This is a genomic window from Mesorhizobium sp. M6A.T.Cr.TU.014.01.1.1 (genome assembly GCF_004022765.1).
GTDB lineage: Bacteria > Pseudomonadota > Alphaproteobacteria > Rhizobiales > Rhizobiaceae > Mesorhizobium > Mesorhizobium mediterraneum.
On sequence record NZ_RZPG01000006.1, the window covers coordinates 144,551 to 163,230 of the forward strand.

Sequence of the window (18,680 nt, forward strand, 5' to 3'; positions counted from 1 at the left end):
CTGCGGTGACCGAGGACAGATCCCCCATATTTGAATGCCGCAATGTGACCGTGCGCTACGGTCACATTGTCGCGCTCTCCGATGTCGGAGCAGTCTTCGAACGTGGCATGATCCACGCCGTGGTCGGCCAAAACGGCGCGGGCAAGACGACTTTTGCCCGAGTCCTGGCCGGTCTCGTGCGCCCTGCATCGGGCGAGCTCAAAATCGACGGCCGCCCGCTTGCGGGTGGAAACGTGAGGGATGCCCGGCGTTCGGGCGTCGAACTCGTCCACCAGAGTTTTGCCCTTCCCCCCTCTTTCACGGTTGCCGAAGCCATGCAGTTCGGTGCGGAAGGTGGAGGGCTATTCACAAAGGCAGCCCTCGAAAAGCGGTGGCAGCATCATCTCGATGCGCTCCATGTGAAGGTGAAGGCCAAGCAGCGTATCCGCGACCTGCCGGTGGAAACCCAGCAGAGTGTTGAAATCGCCAGAGCCCTCGTCTCGGATGCGAAGCTCCTCATCCTGGATGAGCCGACCGCGGTCCTGTCTCCCGAAGGCGCTGAGAAGCTTTTCGATCGGGTCCGACGTCTCAAGGAGCGCGGCGTCACGGTCATCCTCATCCTGCACAAGATACGGGAGGTTCTGGCGATTGCGGATACGGTGACGGTTCTGCGCGGTGGAAAGCTCGTCGACGGGCCACTATCCTGCGACGGGATTGATGCGGATCGGCTGGCCGAGCTCATCATCGGGCCAGCCGCCGCCCGCAATCTCAGCTCGGACGACAAGGCGGCTTTGACAGGCGCAGCAGTGATCACCCATGCCGAACAGCATGTTGCGGACACCGGTGCCGCCCCAGTCCTCAAGATGCGCGCCATTTCCACGCGACGCGATCCCGAAGGCCCGGCGCTCGACGAGGTCAGCCTCGAGGTTCGCCCCGGGGAAATCGTCGGCGTGGCCGGCGTCGAGGGCAACGGGCAGAGAACGCTTGTGCGCGCGATCTCGGCACTGGCCGATATCGTCAGCGGCGATATCTCCATCGACAGGATGGACGTGACCCGCGCACCACTCGCTGCACGACGGGCGGCCGGACTGCGCGTCATTCCCTTCGAACGGAATGTCGAAGGCCTTAGCCTGACCAGCTCTCTTTGGGAAAACTGGTCGGCGCGCGGTCTCCTTCAGAGACCGCTCCTGTCCGCCATCAGCCCCTCTGCTCTGCGCAAGCAATGCGATACCGCCCTCAAGCAATGGGATGTCCGCTATTCCGATGTCGGTCAGCGGGCCGGCTCGCTGTCGGGCGGGAACGCCCAAAAGGTGATCCTGTCGCGTGAGATGGACGAAAACGCCCGTCTTATTCTTGCGGCGCAGCCCACGCGAGGTCTCGATATCGGCGCAACGTCGTTCGTATGGCAATCGATGCTCGATGCGCGGGCGCGCGGGTGCGGTCTGCTGTTCATCTCTTCGGATCTCGACGAGATCTTCGATATCTCGGACCGCGTCGTTGTCATGCTGTCCGGGCGCATCGTCGCCGAGTTCCGTCCACCCTATGACATCACAGCCGTCGGCGCAGCCATGACAGGAGTGCTCGGATGATCGATCGGTTCGTCTCCGTTTTCCGCGCGCTGATCTTCATCCTGATCGCCCTTGCACTTTGCGGGGTTATCTTTCAGGCCGCCGGCTATTCGGCGCCCCTGATGTTCCAGTCGATCGCCGATGGCGCTTTCCTCAGACCCGGCGCCCTGCAACAGGCACTTCGTTGGGGGCTTCCCCTGTTCATCACGGCTGTCGGCGTGGCCGTCTCCTTCCGGGCGGGCTACTTCAACATCGGCGCCCAGGGCCAGTTCTACATGGGAGCCATCGCGGCCGCGTTCATGGCCGAATGGCTTGACGGCGCACCGGCGCCGATCCTCATGACCGCCTGCTTCTTCGCCGGCATGTCGGGTGGTGCGTTGTGGGCTTTCTGGCCCGGACTCCTGCGGCTGAAATCCGGCGCGGATGAGGTGATCACCACGCTTATGAGCAATTTCATTGCCGGTCTGGTGCTGCTTTATGTGACGGCCGGACCGCTCAAAGACCCATCGGGCACCGGGCAGCAGGCGTCGAGCCGCCCGCTCGACAGCGCTTACCGGATCAGCGACTCGCTCGGATTGTCTCCGACGATCATCGCCATCGCCGTTCTGGTCGGCCTGGCAATGTGGTTTCTGGTCAATAGAACCGCCTTCGGCGTGCTCTCCGGCCTTGCCGGTCGCAATCCGACGATGGTCGAGTGGCAGGGCGCGAAGACATGGCGCATCGGGCTCGCAAGTTTCCTGCTCAGCGGCGCGCTCGCCGGTCTTGCCGGCACGATAGAGTTCATGGGGCCCAACGGACGGCTGACCGGCGGTTTCCTGCCGGGCCACGGCTTCACCGCAATCCTGATCGCACTCGTCGCCAACTTCTCGGTCGTCGGCACGGCTTTCGTATCGCTGTTCTTCGGCGGGCTAGCGTCCGCCGCCCTCTACCTGCCGATCATGGCCGGCCTGCCGTCGTCGGCAATCGACATCATCAACGCAGCCATTGCTCTGTTCATCACCGCGAAATCCAGCGCCGTCGACCGGATAGCAAAACTCGGAGGACGGATATGGAAGACTTCGTAATCGCCATCCTGCGGTCGGGCACTCCGCTGATCTACGTGACCCTTGCCGGCGTCATCGCCCAGCGAGCCGGCATCTGGCATCTCGGCCTCGAAGGCCTGATGATTACCGGCGCTTGCGCAACGATCCTCGGCATCGTGCTTACGCAATCGATCTGGATCGCGCTTCTCGGTGCGATCACGGCGTGCGTCCTCGGCTCAATCCTGTTCTGGTTCGTGGTGGAGAAGCTCAAGGCCAACCAGATCATTGCCGGCCTCGGGCTTACAGGGCTCGGCCTCGGAGGAACCGCGCTTGCCGTGCAGTCGATTTTTGGAACGCAGGCCGCAGTCAGCGCACCCTTCGGCCTGCCGCGCATAGGACCCGCCTTCGGGGCGTTCGGGTCGCTTTCGATCCTCGTCGTCATGATGCCGGTGATCGTCTTCGCGATGTGGGTTGTCTTGCGGCGAACCCGTTTCGGCCTGCGTCTGGCGGCGTCGGGCGAGCATCCCTTTGCCGCGCGCGGTGTGGGTGTCAATCCGGCGGCAATGCGCCTCGTCGCGCTGATGACCGGCGGCGTGCTTTGCGCGCTCGCCGGCGCTGAGCTTGCTGCGGGGAGCCTTCAGATCTTTGCGCAGAACATGACAGCCGGCCGCGGCTTCATGGGATTTGCCGCCGTCATATTCGGCGCGGGTCATCCAATCGGCGCGACTCTGGCAGCCGTGTTCTTCGCCGTCGTTGGTGCGCTCGGCATCAGGGCGCAGCTCGCCTTCGGCGACCGCGTCCCGCACGATCTGCTGCTCGCCTTGCCTTACATAGCCACCGTTCTCGGCATCTGGCTCAGCACGCAGCTGCGCGGCGGCACCAAGGCCGCCAGCGGCTTCGGTGAGCTGCGCGACCAATAGACACCAGGCTGGCATCGCACCGGACCGGCAGCCGGGCGCGTACAGCGCGACACGAGCAGGACATGCCCATGCCCCAGACACTGATCAAGAACGCCACCCTTTTGACGATGTGCGCCCGGAACGGAAGCAAGCCGTTCCAAGGCGACATTCTTATCGAGGACGGCCGCATCTCTGCCGTCGGACAGAACCTCGTGGCTGCGCCGGATGCCACCCTCATCGACGGCCAAAACCGGCTGGTAATGCCGGGCCTCGTCAATGCCCATGCCCATTCGGGCGAAACCTTCTTTCGCGGCCGATATGAAGGCATGCCGCTAGAGCTCTGGCTTCTCTACGCCTACCCCCTGCTGATGGGCCCTGTCGTCGACGAGCGACTTCTCTACCTGCGCAGCCTTCTCCTCGCGATGGAATCGCTGCGCAGCGGCGTCACGACGATATGCGACGACTTCTTCGATCCGCCTGCGCACGACCTCTCACGGCTGTCAGCCGTCTTCAGGGCCTATGAGGACGCGGGCATCCGCGCCAATGTGTCGAGCGCGGCCATGAACGTGCATGCGCTGGACGCCCTGCCCTACGCCCGCGAGGTGATGCCGCTCCACCTGCAGCAGAAGCTCGATTTCGGGCCGCCGATGTCGACCGACGTCTATATGGACTACTGCCGTTCCGCCTTCGCGTCGCTGCATGGCAGGGCCGGCCGGCTCAATTTCATGATCGCACCGTCAGCGCCGCAACGCTGTACCCCGGACTTGCTGCAAGCCTGCCATGCACTCGCCGTTGACATGGGCGTGCCGCTACACACGCATATCCTGGAAACCAAGACACAGGCCGTGACCGGCCATGAAGTCTACGGCAAGAGCCTGATCGGCTATATGAGCGATCTCGGCGTGCTGTCGCGCAACACGACGATCGCCCATTCCGTCTGGGTGAGCGAAAAGGACATCGCGACGATGGGCGAGGCAGGGTGCTCCGTTGCCCACAATGCCATTTCCAACCAGAAGCTCGGCGCCGGCATTGCTCCCATTCGCCGCCTGATGAATGCAGGCATAACCGTTGGTCTCGGGACCGATGGCATGTCGTCGAACGACACGGCGCGCATCTTCGACGTCATGCGGGTGGCCGGGCTGATCCACAGTGTTTCCGGCCCGGATTATGACCAGTGGATCCGTGCTGAGGAAATCCTGACCATGGCGACGATCGGCGGCGCACGCAGTGCCATGCTGGAGAATGTCACCGGTTCGCTCGAAGTCGGCAAGGCCGCTGATCTGCTGATCCTCGATCTCACCACCCTCAGCTTCACCCCGCTCAACGATATCGCCAAGCATCTCGTCTATGCCGAGAACGGTTCTTCCATCGAAACGGTGATGATAGCGGGGCAGATCGTCGTCCATGACGGCCGCCTGCAAACGATCGACGAAGCCGCCATACTGGCCGAGATCCGTGAGCTTGTCCCGGCGCACCTCGCCGCGCACGCCGAACTGGAGACACGGAACGCGGTGTTCCACTCCGCCATGGCGGAAATCCATCGGCGCGCCACGTCGAAGGACATCGGGATGAACCGCTATGCCGGAAATCATGGCGCATGAGCCTGCGTAGCGGGCACCATCATTCCGCCGGCGACATGCCTCAAGCACCGTCATTATGGTCGGCATGGGGGCTACAAGGCTGGCCCCAATCGGATCGGGCTGCCGTCGCTGAATCGCGAGATGCGGAACCGATTGAGGTTGTGGCCAACCTCATTACCCTGGATCAGGTCCGACACGACGCGGCCCATGCCGGGCCCGATGCCGAAACCGTGGCCGCTCATCCCGGTCGCAACGACGAGGCCTGGAATCTCGGCTACGCGGTCGACGATGGGCACCACGTCCGGCATCGCATCGATCATGCCCGCCCAGCTCGCCTTCAGCCGCACGTCCTTGACCTGAGGGAAAAGCTCCCTGAACCCGCGCTCGATCGAAAGGAGCCCGGAGGGTTCGGGAGCGGGGTTCAGGATGCGCATCCGCTCGAACGGACTTTCCTGGGTCGCGTCCCACTTGCGCGGCGTCGACCAGGCATCCGGATATCCCATTGGCGCCGCCGGCAGGTATCGCGTGCCCAGGGGATTTGCCCTCAAGGCGGGAACGTATTTGATCGCATGCCGGAATGCGTCCGGGCCGACATAGAGCTGGCTGGCACCGCCCGACGCGAGCGTATAGCCGCCATCCTGCCGCCGCCGGAAGGCGATGTGTTCGTCGGTGGCTGCCCCCGCATAGATCTCGGGCATCGGCTCGGTCGCGGCGACGGTCGACCTGACGCTGAGCTGCGGGATCGAGATGCCATGCGCGCGTAGGAAGAGCGATGTCCACGCGCCGCTGGCGACGAGAACATTCGAGGTAGCGATGCGGCCCTTCTCGGTCCAGACGCCGCTGATCCGACCGCCGGATCGGTCAAGCATCCGCGCCGCGCAATTCTCGATGATCGTGACGCCTTCCCGGGCGGCCAGGCGAGCGATCGCCGGCACGGCAACCCAAGGCTCGGCCCGCATGTCCGACGGGGTTATCATTCCGCCCTTGTAGCGCCGCGACATGGCGGGGATCAGATCCACGACCTCATTCGGGTCGAGGAGGCGTGTGTCGACACCGTGTGCGCCGGCGATCCGCACGAACGCAGCAAACGCGGCCATCTCCGTGTCGGTCCGCGCAAGGTATGTGATCCCGGTCTGCCTCAGACCGATATCCTCGTCGCACTCTTCGGCAAGTTGCTGCCAGAGTTGGCGCGCTTCGATCATGATCGGCAGTTCGTCAGCGTCGCGGCCTTGCTGCCGGATCCAACCCCAGTTGCGCGATGACTGCTCGGCCGCGATGCGGCCCTTCTCGACAAGCGTGACCGAGATGTTCCGTCGCGCCAGAAACAGTGCCGTCATCACGCCGATGATGCCTCCGCCAACGATCACGACGTCGGATGTCTTCGGCAACAGCGCCTGAAACTGCACCGGGGTGGCTTCGCTGAACGGGAAGGTTGTCAATGGCAGCCTGTCTTTCTCTTGGTCACATCGACACCTTATCCGCACACTTCTGCCGGCGGCATCGGTCGGCAGGACATCGCAGACGATCGCATTCAGCTGTTATCCAGACAGGCCGCCAGCGTCTCCGAGAATATCCGGATACCCACCGGAATCAGTTCGTCGCGGAAGTCATATTCAGGAGGACGGACCCGTGGCCAGTCGGGGCCGGACCCGAGAAAGAGCATCGCGGCCTTTGCGCCGCTCAGCCCGAACTGCCCGATCCTCCGAACCGACCGACGGCACTTCTGGTCGCGCCGCCCAATACCCGCACGCTCCAATCCGTTGGCGAAGATAGCCGTCGCCTCGGGCTCGTTGATGGAAGCGGCGAAGACGTCGTCATACTCGTGCGCGCAGAGGAGTCCGTGGTGATTGCGCTTGGTCTTCTTGGCGATCTGGGCCATCCAGCCCTCGATTTTTCAAACGGCTCTCAAGCCCGCAGATCGTCTTTTTACCGCAGTCGCCACCGGGTGGATCTAGAGAAGCGCGATCACCCGAGTCGGCCCGCCGGTCGCGCCTCTCACCTTCGGAATCCCAAGGAAGAGACGCGCCCCGACTTCAGGAATCGCGTCTAGATTTGCAAGGCACTCGACGCCCCAGCGACCGCTTCCAAGCCATTCGTAGTGGACGGGAAATGCCCCGCCCGAATTAAGCCCCGTGTCGAGGGAGAGGGTGTCGACTCCAATGCCCTTAACATTTCGCTCGCCTATCAGGAATTGCGCAGTCTCGACGTGAAAGCCGGGGGTATGATTTCTCTTCTCGCCGTCATTGCCGGTGAACTTTGGATCGTCCAGAAGCTTGTGCCATCCGGAATTCATCACCACACAGCATCCCTCCGGAAGAGGCCCGTTTTTTGCCTCCCACGCTTTGATATCGTCGGGGGTGAGAGATGTGTCCGCATTCTCGGCCGCCCGCGAAGCAATATTGATGACTGCGACAGGCACGATCAGGTCGGAGATGGGAATCAGATCGGCCGTCAAGCCATCGGCAGAAAAATGGATGGGCGCGTCCATATGGGTGCCACTGTGTTCGACGATCGTCCAGCGGTTCAGGTTCACCTTGTCCTTTGCGAAGGTGACCAAATGCTCGACGGTGAACCATTTCTCGCCGCTAAAGGTCGGAAACCCTTCATAGAGCGCGTGCGAAAGGTCGACCGTCTCGCTGAAGCTCGTTGGAGCGGCCTGGGCTTGTGGCGTGCCAGGAAACGCCGCGGCGGCGGCGCCGAGGCCCAAAGTGAAGCCGGTTTTGAGAAGACCTCTACGTGTGGCTTTCTCACAGATTGAATGCAGGCATCCCGGAGGGCACATGTTTTTTACTTCCCATTGGCGATCTTGACGAGACGCTTGTCGTACTATCCAGTTAGTATATTCCCGCTGCGGATTTCACGCCTTGCCTGTGGCCTTACCTAACCTTCCATCAGTTGCTTCAGCGAATTGACCGCGGTGGCGTATCCTCGCGGCCCCAAACCGGCGATGACCGCCGTCGCCACCGTCGAGACGAGCGATTTGTGATAGATTTCCTCGCGTCGGTGGATGTTGGAAATGTGGAGCTCAACGATCGGTCCAGGAAACATCTTGAGCGCGTCGAGGATGGCAATCGAGGTGAACGAGAAGCCGGCCGGGTTGATGATGATGCCGGCGCCGTCGTCGATCGCCTCGTGGATCCAGCCGACGATCTCGCCCTCGAAATTCGACTGGTGAAAGCGGACTGGAAGCCCGTCTGCGGCCTTCCGGCACATCGTCTCGATCTCGGCAAGCGTCGTCGTCCCGTAGATTTCCGGCTCGCGGCTGCCCAAGCGATTGAGGTTTGGGCCGTTGAGAACGAAGATTGGCTTGGTCATGGTCCTATCCTTGATAGCCCAGCAGGCGCGGCAGCCACAGCACCAGCGATGGGAAGAAGGTGATCAGCATCAGGGCGGCAATCATGGCGTAGAGAAACGGCATTACGTCGTGCACCAGGTCGCGCAGCGGCACCTCTGCGATGCGGGTCATGATGAACAGCAGCAACCCGTATGGTGGAGTGACAAGCCCGAGCATGATGTTGACGACGACCATCACGCCGAAATGCACCGTGTCGACGCCGAGCGCCTTCGCCGTCGGAATCAGCACCGGCACGATCACCAGCAGTATAGTCGTGCCCTCCAGCACGCAGCCCAGGAGCAGCAGCAGGATGTTGACGAGGATCAGGAAACCCATCGGCGAAAGATCCCAGGACTGCAGGATCACCGACAGGGACTGCGGAATGTTCTCAACCGTGACAACGTAGTTGAACACCAGGGCGCCGGCGATGAGCATGCCGATGGAGGCCGTGGTGCGGGCGCTGTTGAGAAGCGCATGGTAGATCTGGCCCAGCGTCACGCTGCGATAGATCGCGACCGAGATGAGCAGCGCGTAGCCGGCGGCGACCGCCGCGGCCTCGGTAGGGGTCATCACGCCACCCCTTATGCCGACCAGCAGAACGACCGGCAGCATCAGCGCCGGAAACGCTCGCAAGGTGATCCCCGGAAATTCCCTGAGCGGCACCGGCTTCTCGACCGGAAAGTTCTTCCGGCGCGCATCGATGGCGACGATGATCATCTGCGACAGGGCGAGAAGAAGGCCCGGCACGATACCCGCAATGAAGAGGTAGCCGATGGATGCATCCGAGATCAGCGCATAGATGACCAGCGGAATTGACGGAGGAATGATGGGGCCGATGACGGAGGTGACGGCTGTCAGCGCTGCGGCATAGCTCGCCGGATACTTGCCATCCTTGGTCATGAGCTGCTGCATCATCTTGCCGGTGCCCGCGGCGTCGGCAATGGCCGAGCCGGACATGCCGGCGAAGATGATCGACTGCAGCACGTTGACTTGCGCCAGGCCGCCGCGGAAACGGCCGACGACAGCGTTGCAGAATTGCAGCAGCCGGTCGGTCATTGTTCCGGCGTTCATCAACTCCGCGGCGAGAATGAACATCGGCACGGCAAGCAGAATGTAGCTCGTGTAGAGCCCGTTGAGGAGCTGCTCGGCGGACGTGCCCATGTCGAGCCCTGCTAGCCAGAGATAGAGGATCGACCCGGCGATCATCGAGTGACCGATCGGCAGGCCAAGCAGGGCCAGCGCTGTGATCGCAACGACCGACAGCGAAAAGGGACTCGCGAGGCTCATACGCCGGAACTCGCTTTCGTCGGGTCAAATTCCGCCGGCGCTTCGCCCCGGAGAGCACGCCACGCGAGCCATAGGTAGCGGGCAATCACGGCGACCACGAAGACGAGGTAGATCGAGAACAGCCAGTCGAAGCGTATCTTGAGGTAGGCGGTGCTCTCGACCTTCATGAAGGTCACATAGTCGAAGACGGCCGGAAAGGACCAGCCATAGAGCGCGACGAGAGCGATCGCGAAGGCGAGCGTCATCGCTCGCCTTATGTTCGGACCGACTGCGGCATAGAGGAGATCAAAACGGATTTCCTCTTCCTCACGAACGACGAACGCTGCGCCGAACAGCACAACCCAAATCCAGAGCACGACGGTGAGCTCGTTGCTCCAGCCGGTCGGCCAGTTGAGAAGGTAACGAAAAGCAACCTGCAGAAGAAACGCGGCGAACATGGCGCCGATTGCGATGGCGATGGCGTTCTCGGCGCGCCGGTATAGCCAGCCGCCGACCTTTTTCAATCCCGGGTTCATCATGCCTCCCTGGCGTCGTCTGGCTAAACGAGTTTGGGCCAGCCGGTCACAAGCGGACCGGCTGGCGAGTTTTGTCGCGTCAAAGCGCGTTGATCTTGTCGATCATCCCGGCCGGCCATTCCTTGGCGAGGTCAGAGGCAAGATATTGCTCCTGCACGTGCTTGCGGAATGCAGCGACGTCGGGCTCGTAGATCTTCAGGCCTTTGCCCTTGAATGTTTCAACGAGTTCCTTCTCGCGCGTCAGGTGTTTTTCTGTCGAGAAGTCGATCGCCTTGTCCGCCGCGGCCTGGATCTTTGCCTGCTTCTCGGCCCCCATCTCGTCCCACAATTTTTTCGAGATGCTGAGAAGGTCGAAACCGACAAGGTGCGAGGTGAGCACGATCTGCGACATGACCTCGTAGAACTTCATGTTCTCGACGTTGGGCAGAGGGTTGTCCTGCCCATCGATCGCTCCTGTCTGCAGGCCAGTATAGACCTCTGCGTAGGCCATCGGCGTAGGATTCGCGCCGAGCGCCTGGCCGAGGAATTGCCAGGCGTCGCCACCCGGCATGCGCAGCTTGACGCCGGCCAAGTCGGCGGGAGTCTTGATTTCCTTATCGGGCTTCAGGCCGACCTGACGCAGGCCGAAATAGGTGGGGCCGAGCACCCTCACGCCGAGTTGGTCCTCGGTCATCTTCTTCAGCTCCGCGCCGGCGTCGCTGGCAAAGAAGGCCTTGAGATGCGCGGCGTCGCGGAACAGGTAGCCGGCGGTGACGATAGACCAGGCCGGAATCTGCTTGGAGATGTCCTGCGGGGCGATGTTGCCCATTTCGAGGTTGCCGCGCTGGATGGCGACAAGCTCGGTGCCCTGCTTGAACAGGTTGCCGCCGTAGTAGCCCTCGAAGGCAAAGTCGTTCTTGATGTCGTCGGCGAACATTTTCATCATCTCGGCCCGGATGTCCTGTTCCGAGAACACGGCCGAGAAACGCAGCTTTGGTTTGTCCTGCGCGAAGGCGGGGACAGCGGTTCCGGCGGCAAATGCGCCGGCAGCGACCATAAACATGCGTCGGTTCATTTTAGCGCTCATGTCGATTTCCTCCCAGTGGTCTTCATGCGGTTATAGGCGTCATTGCCTTCATGCGGCGGCCTCGAAGTGATCTGCCATGGCGCGGCGGTCGGCCTTGCGCCCGGTGAAGAGCTCGAACGCGCGGACGGCCTGATAGATCGCCATGCCGATGCCCGGCAGCGTTCTGCAGCCGATCTTACGGGCCGCGATCAACAACTCCGTTTCCATCGGAAAATAGACTATGTCGGCGACCCATTTTTCGGCCGTCAGAAGAGCCGTGTCGAACGGTGTTCCGGGGTATTTCGCCATGCCCACCGGGGTCGTGTTGACGATGCCGTTTGCCATGCGCACCGCTGCGGCCGGGTCCGGCCACGCCTCGACGCGGCCGCCGAACAAGGCGCCCATGCGCAACGCAAGATCCGAGGCGCGATCGGGTTGGCTGTCGACGACGAACAGCCGGCCAACGCCCATCTCCATCAGCGCATTTGCGACTGCGGCGCCCGCTCCGCCGGCGCCGAACATGGCGACACTGCCCATCGATGCGCCTGTCATCGCTTCGCGAAAACTCTCCGCGAAACCCCAGCCGTCGGTGTTGTGGCCTTCCTTGCGTCCGCCAGCGAACACGATCGTATTCACCGCGCCTATCGCGCGCGCTTCGGGTGACAGCGCATCGAGGACGGGAATAACAGCCTGTTTAAACGGATGAGTGACGTTGAGGCCCTGAAAGCCCGCAATTTGCGCCGCCGCGATCAAGTCGCCGATCGCCGCGTCCGGAAATCCGAGCCTATCGAAATCGAGCAAAAGGTACGAATAGCCGATGCCAAGGCGCCGGGCTTCACGCTCATGCATGCCGGGAGTGCGCGAGGACTGAATGCCGCGTCCGACAAGGCCAATCACGACCTTTTCGCTGTCGCCGCTAGCAGCGCTCTTGTGCTCGTCCGCAAGACGGCAAAGGAGGTCGACAAGGCTGTCGCCCATCTCCCGAGATTCCTCCCTGTGCGGGCCGCCTCCTGGCCCAAATGCGGCAATTCTTGGATCGCCCTTGTGTTCACGTCAAACGCGCCGGTAAATAAGTCCGTCGCGATTTGCGAATGATGTACTAACTGGTTAGTTTAGTCAATTGCCGGCTGGCGCCGGGGCGGGAACTCAAACTGCATGGCCGTTATCAAGAAGGAACGAAAGCCGAAGCCGGACGCGAGCACGACGCGTATCCAGGACCCTGAGGGCACGCGCCGCAACATCCTGGAGATCGCCTCCAAGGAGTTTGCCCTGAACGGCTTGTCGGGCGCGCGCATAGACGAGATTGCGGCGCGCACACGCTTCAGCAAGCGCATGATCTACTACTACTTCGGCGACAAAGAGGGCCTCTACCTGCGCGCGCTCGAGAACGCGTATCGCCAGGTGCGCGAGGGCGAGGCCCAACTCGATATCGAAGGTTTGCCCCCCGTGGCGGCACTGACGCGCCTAGTGGAGTTCACGTTCGACCACCATCACCGACACGAGGAATTCATCCGCATGGTGATGATCGAGAACATCCATCACGGCCAATACCTCGAACAATCGGATGCGATCCGCGAACTGAACGTGGCTGCGATCGACCATATCTCTCGCATCTATTCACGCGGTGTCGAAGAGGGGGTCTTCCGGCCGGGGCTCGACGCGGTCGAACTCCATTGGCAGGTAAGCGCGCTGTGCTTCTTCAACGTTTCCAACCGCGCCACCTTTTCGATGATCTTCGGACGCGACTTTGGCGCGCCGGCACAACTCGAGCGGCTCAAGCGCAACAGCGTGGAGATGCTGTTGCGCTTTGTCGCGAAGGACGAAGCTCCCGCAGAACGCTGAGCGCGCCAAAACTTGCGGTGCTGCCAGCGTTGCCTTAATTATGTACGAACTGGTTCGTTCATAACAACCAGGGAGGAGGCGCGTTTGAAGACTTCGATCGCGACGGTGTCGATCGCCGGTGACCTGGCGGAGAAATTCGCGGCAATTTCCGCCGCGGGCTTCGACGGTGTTGAAATCTTCGAGAACGATTTCCTCGCCTTTGATGGCTCACCGCGGGACGTCGGCCGAATGGCTGATGACGCAGGTTTGACCATAACGCTCTTCCAGCCGTTCAGGGACTTCGAGGGTTTGCCGGAGCCCCAGCGTAGCCGCGCTTTCGACCGTGCCGAGCGCAAGTTCGACGTCATGCAGGAACTCGGCACCGACCTGATGCTGGTATGCTCGTCGGTGTCGCCGGTCTCGCTTGGCGGGATCGACCGGGCGGCCATGGACTTTCACGAGCTTGGCGAGCGCGCCGCCAAGCGCGGCCTGCGCGTCGGCTACGAGGCATTGGCCTGGGGGCGTCACGTCAACGATCATCGCGATGCGTGGGAAATCGTGCGCAGGACTGCGCATCCGAACATCGGGCTGGTTCTCGATTCTTTCCACACGCTAGCCCGCAGGATTGAGCTCGGCTCCATCCGTTCGATACCCGCCGACAAGATCTTCATTGTCCAACTCGCCGACGCGCCGTTGATCGAAATGGACTTGCTCTATTGGAGCCGGCACTTCCGCAACATGCCAGGCGAAGGCGATCTGCCGGTGCGACAGTTCATGCAGGCGGTCGCGGCAACCGGTTATGACGGCTATCTGTCGCTCGAGATTTTCAACGACCAGTTCCGTGGCGGGTCGGCAAAGGCGATCTCCGTCGACGGACGGCGTTCGCTCATATGGTTGATGGACCAGGTGCGGCGTGAAGAACCGGCACTTGACATGGCTATCCCGCCCATGCCCGACCGCATCGGGGTTGGAGGGGTCGAGTTCATCGAGTTCGCGGCCGATCGCCAGGACGCCGGACAGCTTGGATCGCTGTTGCGCATGCTCGGCTTTGTCGAGGCCGGTCGACACGTCTCGAAGGACGTCACGCTCTACCGCCAGGGCGAGATCAATATTGTCATCAATACGGAGCGGCAGGGCTTCGCCCATTCTTCCTTTGTTGTCCATGGCACATCGGCATATGCGATGGGCCTGAAGGTCGAGGACGCCGCCGCCACGGTTGCGCGCGCCGAGGCGCTGGGCGCGGAGATCTTTCAGCAGCGGGTCGGCCCTGGCGAGCTGTCGATCCCGGCGATCCGCGGCGTCGGTGGCGGACTGATCTACTTCCTCGACGCCAAGACCGACCTGGCGAAGGTCTGGGACATAGAGTTCACGCCGGTCATGCCGACAAGTTCCGGCAATGGCGTCGGCCTCACCCGCATCGATCATGTCGGGCAGACCATGGCACAGGAGGAGATGTCGAGCTGGCTGCTGTTCTATGTCTCGATCTTCAGGACGACCAAGACCCCTATGGTCGACATCGTCGATCCGGCCGGCCTCGTGCGCAGCCAGGTGATCGAAGGTCTGGACAAGCGCTTCCGCCTCACGCTGAACGGCGCCGAGAGTCACCGCACCCTGGCTGGCCATTTCATCGCCGAAACCTTTGGTTCCGGCGTCCAGCATTTCGCACTCGCGACCGATGACATCTTTGCGACGGCGGCGAAGCTGCAGGCCAACGGCTTCGAACCGCTTCAGATATCGATGAACTACTACGACGACGTAGAGGCGCGCTTCGGTTTGGATCCGGAGGTCGCCGATCGGTTGCGCTCAGCCAATATTCTTTATGACCGCGACGACAACGGCGAATTTTTTCAGCTCTATGCGCCGACATTCGGAGAGGGGTTCATTATCGAGTTTGTTGAACGGCGCGGCGCGTATGCAGGATATGGTGCGCCGAACGCACCATTCCGCATCGCCGCGCAAAAGCGGCTGATGCGGCCCAAAGGAATGCCAAAGATATGACCGGTATGAACTTTGCTCGCATCAACGACGCGACGATCCACTATCGGTATCGTCCCGCAGCTGGCAGGCCGACGGTCGTCTTCGCGAACTCGCTCGGCACGGATATGCGCATCTGGAACGAGGTCGAGCGAAGGCTCGCCAACGACTGCACGTTCGTTGCATTTGACAAGCGCGGACACGGTCTGAGCGAGCTGGGTGACGCGCCGCAAACAATCGAGACCCATGCGACGGACCTTGCAGGGCTGCTCGACCATCTTGGCGTAAAACGCGCTGTGATCTGCGGGCTTTCGATCGGCGGCGTCATTGCGCAATGCCTTTACAAGACGCGGCCGGATTTGATCGAGGGGTTGATCCTTTGCGATACGGCAGCGAAAATCGGCACGGCCGAGATGTGGAACGGGCGCATCAACGCGGCGCTGTCGGAGGGCATCGCGAGCTTTGCCGACGACGTGATGCGAAAATGGTTCACACCGGATTTCCATAAGAATCGCGGCGAGGAACTGGCAGGGTATAAAACGATGCTGACGCGCCAGGATCCGGCCGGCTACGCTGCTGCCTGCGCAGCTATCCGCGACGCCGATTTGACCGCTACGACCGCCGCGATTAATGTGCCGACACTCTGCATTGTCGGCGATCAAGACGGATCGACGCCGCCTGAACTGGTGGAATCGCTGGCCCTCTCAATCCCCGCCTCACGGTTCGAGGTCATCGCCGGTGCGGGCCACATCCCATGCGTCGAGCAGCCGGGAAGGCTCGCAGGGCTGATCCGTGGCTTCCTGAACGACATGCGAAGGGAGCGCGAATGAACAAGCCACAACACGGCGCCCGATACGTCGAAGGGATGACGACGCGCCGTTCGGTGCTGGGTGACGCCCATGTCGACCGCGCAGAGGCGGCCAAGACCGAATTTGACATTCCTTTCCAGGAACTGATCACGGAGGCTGCATGGAGCCACGTCTGGTCACGGCCGAACATCACCAAGCGCGAGCGTTCTATGATCACCATCGCGCTGCTCGCCGCGCTGAAGCAGGATGAAGAAGTCGCGATGCATATCCGCGCCAGCGTCAATACCGGAGCGACGCGCGACGACATACGCGAGGCGCTGCTGCATGTGGCAATCTATGCCGGCGTGCCGGCGGCAAATCACGCGATGAAGATCGCCAGGAAGACGTTCGACGAAATGGACGCTCAAGCCGGCAAATCATGACCAAGTCGCGCTTTCCCGCCAACCGCACGCCGGAAATCGGCGCCTTCTTTCAGCGCGACCGCAACTGGCATCCGCCGGCTTTCACGCCAGCCTACAAGACTTCGGTGCTGCGCTCGCCGCAGCGGCCGCTTCTTTCCCTCGACAACACCCTGTCGGAGCTTACGGGGCCGGTCTTCGGCCACAATATTCTCGGTGAGCTGGACAGTGACCTCATATACAATTTTGCCGGGCCGGGCGAAAGCGCGATCGGGCCGCGCATCCTCGTCTATGGCCGCGTACTCGATGAGCGCGGCATCGGCGTCGCCGGTGCGCTGCTGGAGATATGGCAGGCCAACGCAGGCGGACGCTACCGACACAAGAAGGAAACCTATCTCGCGCCGCTCGATCCGAACTTCGGCGGCTGCGGCCGCACCATCACCGGCGAGGATGGCTCCTATTGTTTCCGCACGGTCCAGCCGGGGCCATATCCCTGGCCCAACGGACCCAACGACTGGCGTCCAGCTCACATCCATTTCTCGATCTTCGGGCACGGCTTCGCGCAGCGCTTGATCACCCAGATGTATTTCGAGGGCGACCCGATGATCTGGAGGTGCCCGATCGTGCGGACCATCAACGAGCGCCGCGCTATTGAAGGCCTCACCGCCGCGCTCGACATGGAGGCAACGATGCCGATGGATGCACGGGCATACAAATTCGACATCGTGCTGCGCGGCCGCCGCTCGACGCCGTTCGAAAACCGCATCGAGGGCAACTGATGGTCCAGGGTCTCAGCCGGCTGAAGGAAAGCGCCTCGCAGACTGCGGGACCTTACGTCCATATAGGGCTGACGCCCAATTTTGCCGGCATCTCGGGCATCTATGAACGCGACCTTGGCGCCGCGATGGTCAACGACAAGACCAAGGGCGAACGCATCAGGGTCAACATCCGGGTGATCGACGGCGCCGGCTCGCCGCTGAAAGACGCGCTTGTGGAGATCTGGCAGGCGGACGCCGCCGGCATCTACAATTCGCCCTCGGATCTGCGCGGCTCCGCCGACCCGAATTTTACCGGCTGGGGCCGGCTGCCCACCGACATGACGACGGGCGAATGCATGTTCGAGACCATCAAACCCGGTCGCGTGCCCTTTTTTGACGACCGCAAGATGGCGCCACATTTGACGGTCTGGATCGTCGCGCGTGGAATCAACATTGGCCTTCACACCCGCATGTATTTCGGCGACGAGGAAACGGCCAACGCCGAGGATCCCGTCCTGATGCGCATTGAACAAAGGGAGCGCGTGTCAACGCTGGTCGCGCCGCGCGCTGGCGACATCTATAAGTTCGTCATTCACCTCCAGGGCATGAACGAGACGGTCTTCTTCGACATATGATCGCAGCATTCGACAATCCCCTCCTGTCCGGGCTTCTCGGCGATGAGAAGATGGCGACGCTGCTCGGCGTCGAGACCGAACTTGCGACGATGCTGCAATTCGAGAAGGCGCTCGCCGACGCAGAAGGCGCACTCGGCATCGTCCCGGCGGCTGCAGCAAGCGCAATCGGACGCGTCCTCGACAACTTCCGGCCGGATATTTCGGCCCTGAGGGACGGGACGGCGCGCGACGGCGTCATGGTGCCGGAGCTCGTGCGGCAGATCAGGCATGCCGTGGGAGAGCCGCATTCGGAGCATGTGCATTTCGGTGCGACCAGCCAGGACGTGATCGACACGGCCATGATCCTGCGAATTCGCGCCTGTATCGACCTGTTGGAAGAACGGCTTTCGGCACTGGTGGTCGCCTTTGCCGATCTCGGCCATCGGTTTGGCGATCGCCCGCTGATGGCCCGAACCCGAATGCAGGCAGCGATCCCGATTTCCGTAGCCGACCGCGTCACAAGCTGGCGCGAACCGCTCGTGCGCCACCACGAGCGGCTTCAATCGATGCGAAGATCGGTTCTCGTCATCCAGTTCGGCGGCGCCGTCGGGACACTCGAGAAGTTCGCAGACAAGGGAGCCGCCGTCCGTGCCGCGGTGGCCGAGCGGCTGAGCCTCGGCGACGCGCCGCAATGGCACAGCCAGCGCGACCGCATCGCTGAGCTGGCCAACTGGCTGTCGCTTGTGACGGGCGGCCTCGGCAAGTTCGGGCAGGACATTGCGCTGATGGCGCAGGCAGGCGACGAGCTGCAACTGGCGGGCGGCGGTTCATCGTCGGCCATGGCGCACAAGCGCAATCCCATCGATGCCGAGATGCTGGTGACGCTCGCCCGCTACAACGCCGTCCAGCTCTCCGGGACGCATCATGCGCTCGTCCACGAGCAGGAGCGCTCTGGCGCCGCCTGGACGCTGGAATGGTTGATCCTGCCGCAGATGCTCATGGCGGCTGGAGCATCGACCTGTGTCGCGGACAGGCTGCTGAGCAACATTACGGCGATCGGAGCCTAGAGCGGGATGC

The 18,680-nt window shown here is 62.3% G+C and carries 19 protein-coding genes; 11 read left to right on the forward strand and 8 right to left on the reverse strand.

The genetic code is table 11. The annotated features are described in order from the left end of the window. The first annotated feature begins 5 nt into the window (after positions 1–5). From EN885_RS09005 to EN885_RS09020, 4 genes are all read left to right on the forward strand, one after another. Positions 6–1,568: an ATP-binding cassette domain-containing protein gene (locus EN885_RS09005; protein ID WP_128241258.1), complete on the forward strand. Its 1,563-nt coding sequence runs from the start codon at positions 6–8 to the stop codon at positions 1,566–1,568. Next, a complete protein-coding gene (locus EN885_RS09010) occupies positions 1,565–2,611 on the forward strand; it encodes an ABC transporter permease (protein ID WP_128241259.1) in 1,047 nt (348 codons plus the stop codon). The genes EN885_RS09005 and EN885_RS09010 overlap by 4 nt, the downstream gene beginning before the upstream one ends. Continuing rightward, positions 2,596–3,489 carry an ABC transporter permease gene (locus EN885_RS09015; protein ID WP_126103543.1) on the forward strand — a complete coding sequence of 298 codons (894 nt, stop codon included), beginning with the start codon at positions 2,596–2,598 and terminating at the stop codon, positions 3,487–3,489. Before EN885_RS09010 ends, EN885_RS09015 begins: the two co-directional genes overlap by 16 nt. 68 nt (positions 3,490–3,557) lie before the next feature. After that, positions 3,558–5,069 (forward strand): amidohydrolase, encoded by a 1,512-nt coding sequence (locus tag EN885_RS09020; RefSeq protein WP_128241260.1) that lies wholly within the window; start codon positions 3,558–3,560, stop codon positions 5,067–5,069. Positions 5,070–5,140: 71 nt separating this feature from the next. Here EN885_RS09020 and EN885_RS09025 read toward each other — a convergent pair whose 3' ends face one another. From EN885_RS09025 to EN885_RS09060, 8 genes are all read right to left on the reverse strand, one after another. Further along, complete coding sequence (locus tag EN885_RS09025; RefSeq protein WP_128241261.1) at positions 5,141–6,487, reverse strand: FAD-binding oxidoreductase; 1,347 nt, start codon at positions 6,485–6,487, stop codon at positions 5,141–5,143. Positions 6,488–6,579: 92 nt separating this feature from the next. Further along, entirely contained in the window at positions 6,580–6,927 is a 348-nt protein-coding gene (locus EN885_RS09030; RefSeq protein WP_128241262.1) for a hypothetical protein, read from the reverse strand. 72 nt (positions 6,928–6,999) lie between these two features. Further along, a complete protein-coding gene (locus tag EN885_RS09035) occupies positions 7,000–7,755 on the reverse strand; it encodes a cyclase family protein (RefSeq protein ID WP_158302519.1) in 756 nt (251 codons plus the stop codon). Between the two features lie 173 nt (positions 7,756–7,928). Continuing rightward, positions 7,929–8,363, reverse strand: a complete 435-nt coding sequence (locus EN885_RS09040) for a type II 3-dehydroquinate dehydratase (RefSeq protein ID WP_095483684.1) — start codon at positions 8,361–8,363, stop codon at positions 7,929–7,931. 4 nt (positions 8,364–8,367) lie between these two features. Beyond that, positions 8,368–9,669: a TRAP transporter large permease gene (locus EN885_RS09045; RefSeq protein WP_128241263.1), complete on the reverse strand. Its 1,302-nt coding sequence runs from the start codon at positions 9,667–9,669 to the stop codon at positions 8,368–8,370. After that, positions 9,666–10,184, reverse strand: a complete 519-nt coding sequence (locus tag EN885_RS09050) for a TRAP transporter small permease subunit (RefSeq protein WP_128241264.1) — start codon at positions 10,182–10,184, stop codon at positions 9,666–9,668. Before EN885_RS09050 ends, EN885_RS09045 begins: the two co-directional genes overlap by 4 nt. Positions 10,185–10,263: 79 nt before the next feature. Further along, complete coding sequence (dctP, locus tag EN885_RS09055) at positions 10,264–11,250, reverse strand: TRAP transporter substrate-binding protein DctP (protein WP_128241265.1); 987 nt, start codon at positions 11,248–11,250, stop codon at positions 10,264–10,266. 48 nt (positions 11,251–11,298) lie between these two features. Beyond that, positions 11,299–12,207 (reverse strand): shikimate dehydrogenase, encoded by a 909-nt coding sequence (locus EN885_RS09060; RefSeq protein ID WP_128241266.1) that lies wholly within the window; start codon positions 12,205–12,207, stop codon positions 11,299–11,301. Positions 12,208–12,384: 177 nt separating this feature from the next. Between EN885_RS09060 and EN885_RS09065 the strand changes: the two genes are divergently transcribed. The 7 genes from EN885_RS09065 (at position 12,385) to EN885_RS09095 (ending at position 18,670) form a co-directional block, all read left to right on the forward strand. Next, positions 12,385–13,071, forward strand: coding sequence for a TetR/AcrR family transcriptional regulator (locus tag EN885_RS09065; protein ID WP_128241267.1), 687 nt, complete (start codon positions 12,385–12,387; stop codon positions 13,069–13,071). An 84-nt stretch (positions 13,072–13,155) separates the two neighbouring features. After that, positions 13,156–15,048, forward strand: coding sequence for a sugar phosphate isomerase/epimerase and 4-hydroxyphenylpyruvate domain-containing protein (locus tag EN885_RS09070; RefSeq protein WP_128241268.1), 1,893 nt, complete (start codon positions 13,156–13,158; stop codon positions 15,046–15,048). 5 nt (positions 15,049–15,053) lie between these two features. Next, entirely contained in the window at positions 15,054–15,854 is an 801-nt protein-coding gene (pcaD, locus tag EN885_RS09075; protein WP_128241326.1) for a 3-oxoadipate enol-lactonase, read from the forward strand. Continuing rightward, complete coding sequence (pcaC, locus tag EN885_RS09080; RefSeq protein ID WP_128241269.1) at positions 15,851–16,255, forward strand: 4-carboxymuconolactone decarboxylase; 405 nt, start codon at positions 15,851–15,853, stop codon at positions 16,253–16,255. The genes pcaD and pcaC overlap by 4 nt, the downstream gene beginning before the upstream one ends. Beyond that, entirely contained in the window at positions 16,252–17,010 is a 759-nt protein-coding gene (pcaH, locus tag EN885_RS09085) for a protocatechuate 3,4-dioxygenase subunit beta (protein WP_128241270.1), read from the forward strand. The genes pcaC and pcaH overlap by 4 nt, the downstream gene beginning before the upstream one ends. Then, complete coding sequence (gene pcaG, locus EN885_RS09090) at positions 17,010–17,624, forward strand: protocatechuate 3,4-dioxygenase subunit alpha (protein WP_128241271.1); 615 nt, start codon at positions 17,010–17,012, stop codon at positions 17,622–17,624. Before pcaH ends, pcaG begins: the two co-directional genes overlap by 1 nt. Next, entirely contained in the window at positions 17,621–18,670 is a 1,050-nt protein-coding gene (locus EN885_RS09095) for a 3-carboxy-cis,cis-muconate cycloisomerase (RefSeq protein ID WP_128241272.1), read from the forward strand. The genes pcaG and EN885_RS09095 overlap by 4 nt, the downstream gene beginning before the upstream one ends. Positions 18,671–18,680: the final 10 nt, after the last annotated feature.

What these genes read in the sequence shown, in the direction of transcription:
- EN885_RS09020 (WP_128241260.1), top strand. Translation starts at nt 3,558, where the DNA reads ATGCCCCAGACACTGATCAAGAACGCCACCCTTTTGACGATGTGCGCC.
- pcaG (WP_128241271.1), top strand. Translation starts at nt 17,010, where the DNA reads ATGGTCCAGGGTCTCAGCCGGCTGAAGGAAAGCGCCTCGCAGACTGCG.
- EN885_RS09010 (WP_128241259.1), top strand. Translation starts at nt 1,565, where the DNA reads ATGATCGATCGGTTCGTCTCCGTTTTCCGCGCGCTGATCTTCATCCTG.
- EN885_RS09030 (WP_128241262.1), bottom strand. Translation starts at nt 6,927, where the DNA reads ATGGCCCAGATCGCCAAGAAGACCAAGCGCAATCACCACGGACTCCTC.
- EN885_RS09045 (WP_128241263.1), bottom strand. Translation starts at nt 9,669, where the DNA reads ATGAGCCTCGCGAGTCCCTTTTCGCTGTCGGTCGTTGCGATCACAGCG.
- EN885_RS09015 (WP_126103543.1), top strand. Translation starts at nt 2,596, where the DNA reads ATGGAAGACTTCGTAATCGCCATCCTGCGGTCGGGCACTCCGCTGATC.
- pcaC (WP_128241269.1), top strand. Translation starts at nt 15,851, where the DNA reads ATGAACAAGCCACAACACGGCGCCCGATACGTCGAAGGGATGACGACG.
- EN885_RS09060 (WP_128241266.1), bottom strand. Translation starts at nt 12,207, where the DNA reads ATGGGCGACAGCCTTGTCGACCTCCTTTGCCGTCTTGCGGACGAGCAC.
- EN885_RS09050 (WP_128241264.1), bottom strand. Translation starts at nt 10,184, where the DNA reads ATGAACCCGGGATTGAAAAAGGTCGGCGGCTGGCTATACCGGCGCGCC.
- EN885_RS09095 (WP_128241272.1), top strand. Translation starts at nt 17,621, where the DNA reads ATGATCGCAGCATTCGACAATCCCCTCCTGTCCGGGCTTCTCGGCGAT.
- EN885_RS09065 (WP_128241267.1), top strand. Translation starts at nt 12,385, where the DNA reads ATGGCCGTTATCAAGAAGGAACGAAAGCCGAAGCCGGACGCGAGCACG.
- pcaD (WP_128241326.1), top strand. Translation starts at nt 15,054, where the DNA reads ATGAACTTTGCTCGCATCAACGACGCGACGATCCACTATCGGTATCGT.
- pcaH (WP_128241270.1), top strand. Translation starts at nt 16,252, where the DNA reads ATGACCAAGTCGCGCTTTCCCGCCAACCGCACGCCGGAAATCGGCGCC.
- EN885_RS09040 (WP_095483684.1), bottom strand. Translation starts at nt 8,363, where the DNA reads ATGACCAAGCCAATCTTCGTTCTCAACGGCCCAAACCTCAATCGCTTG.
- dctP (WP_128241265.1), bottom strand. Translation starts at nt 11,250, where the DNA reads ATGAGCGCTAAAATGAACCGACGCATGTTTATGGTCGCTGCCGGCGCA.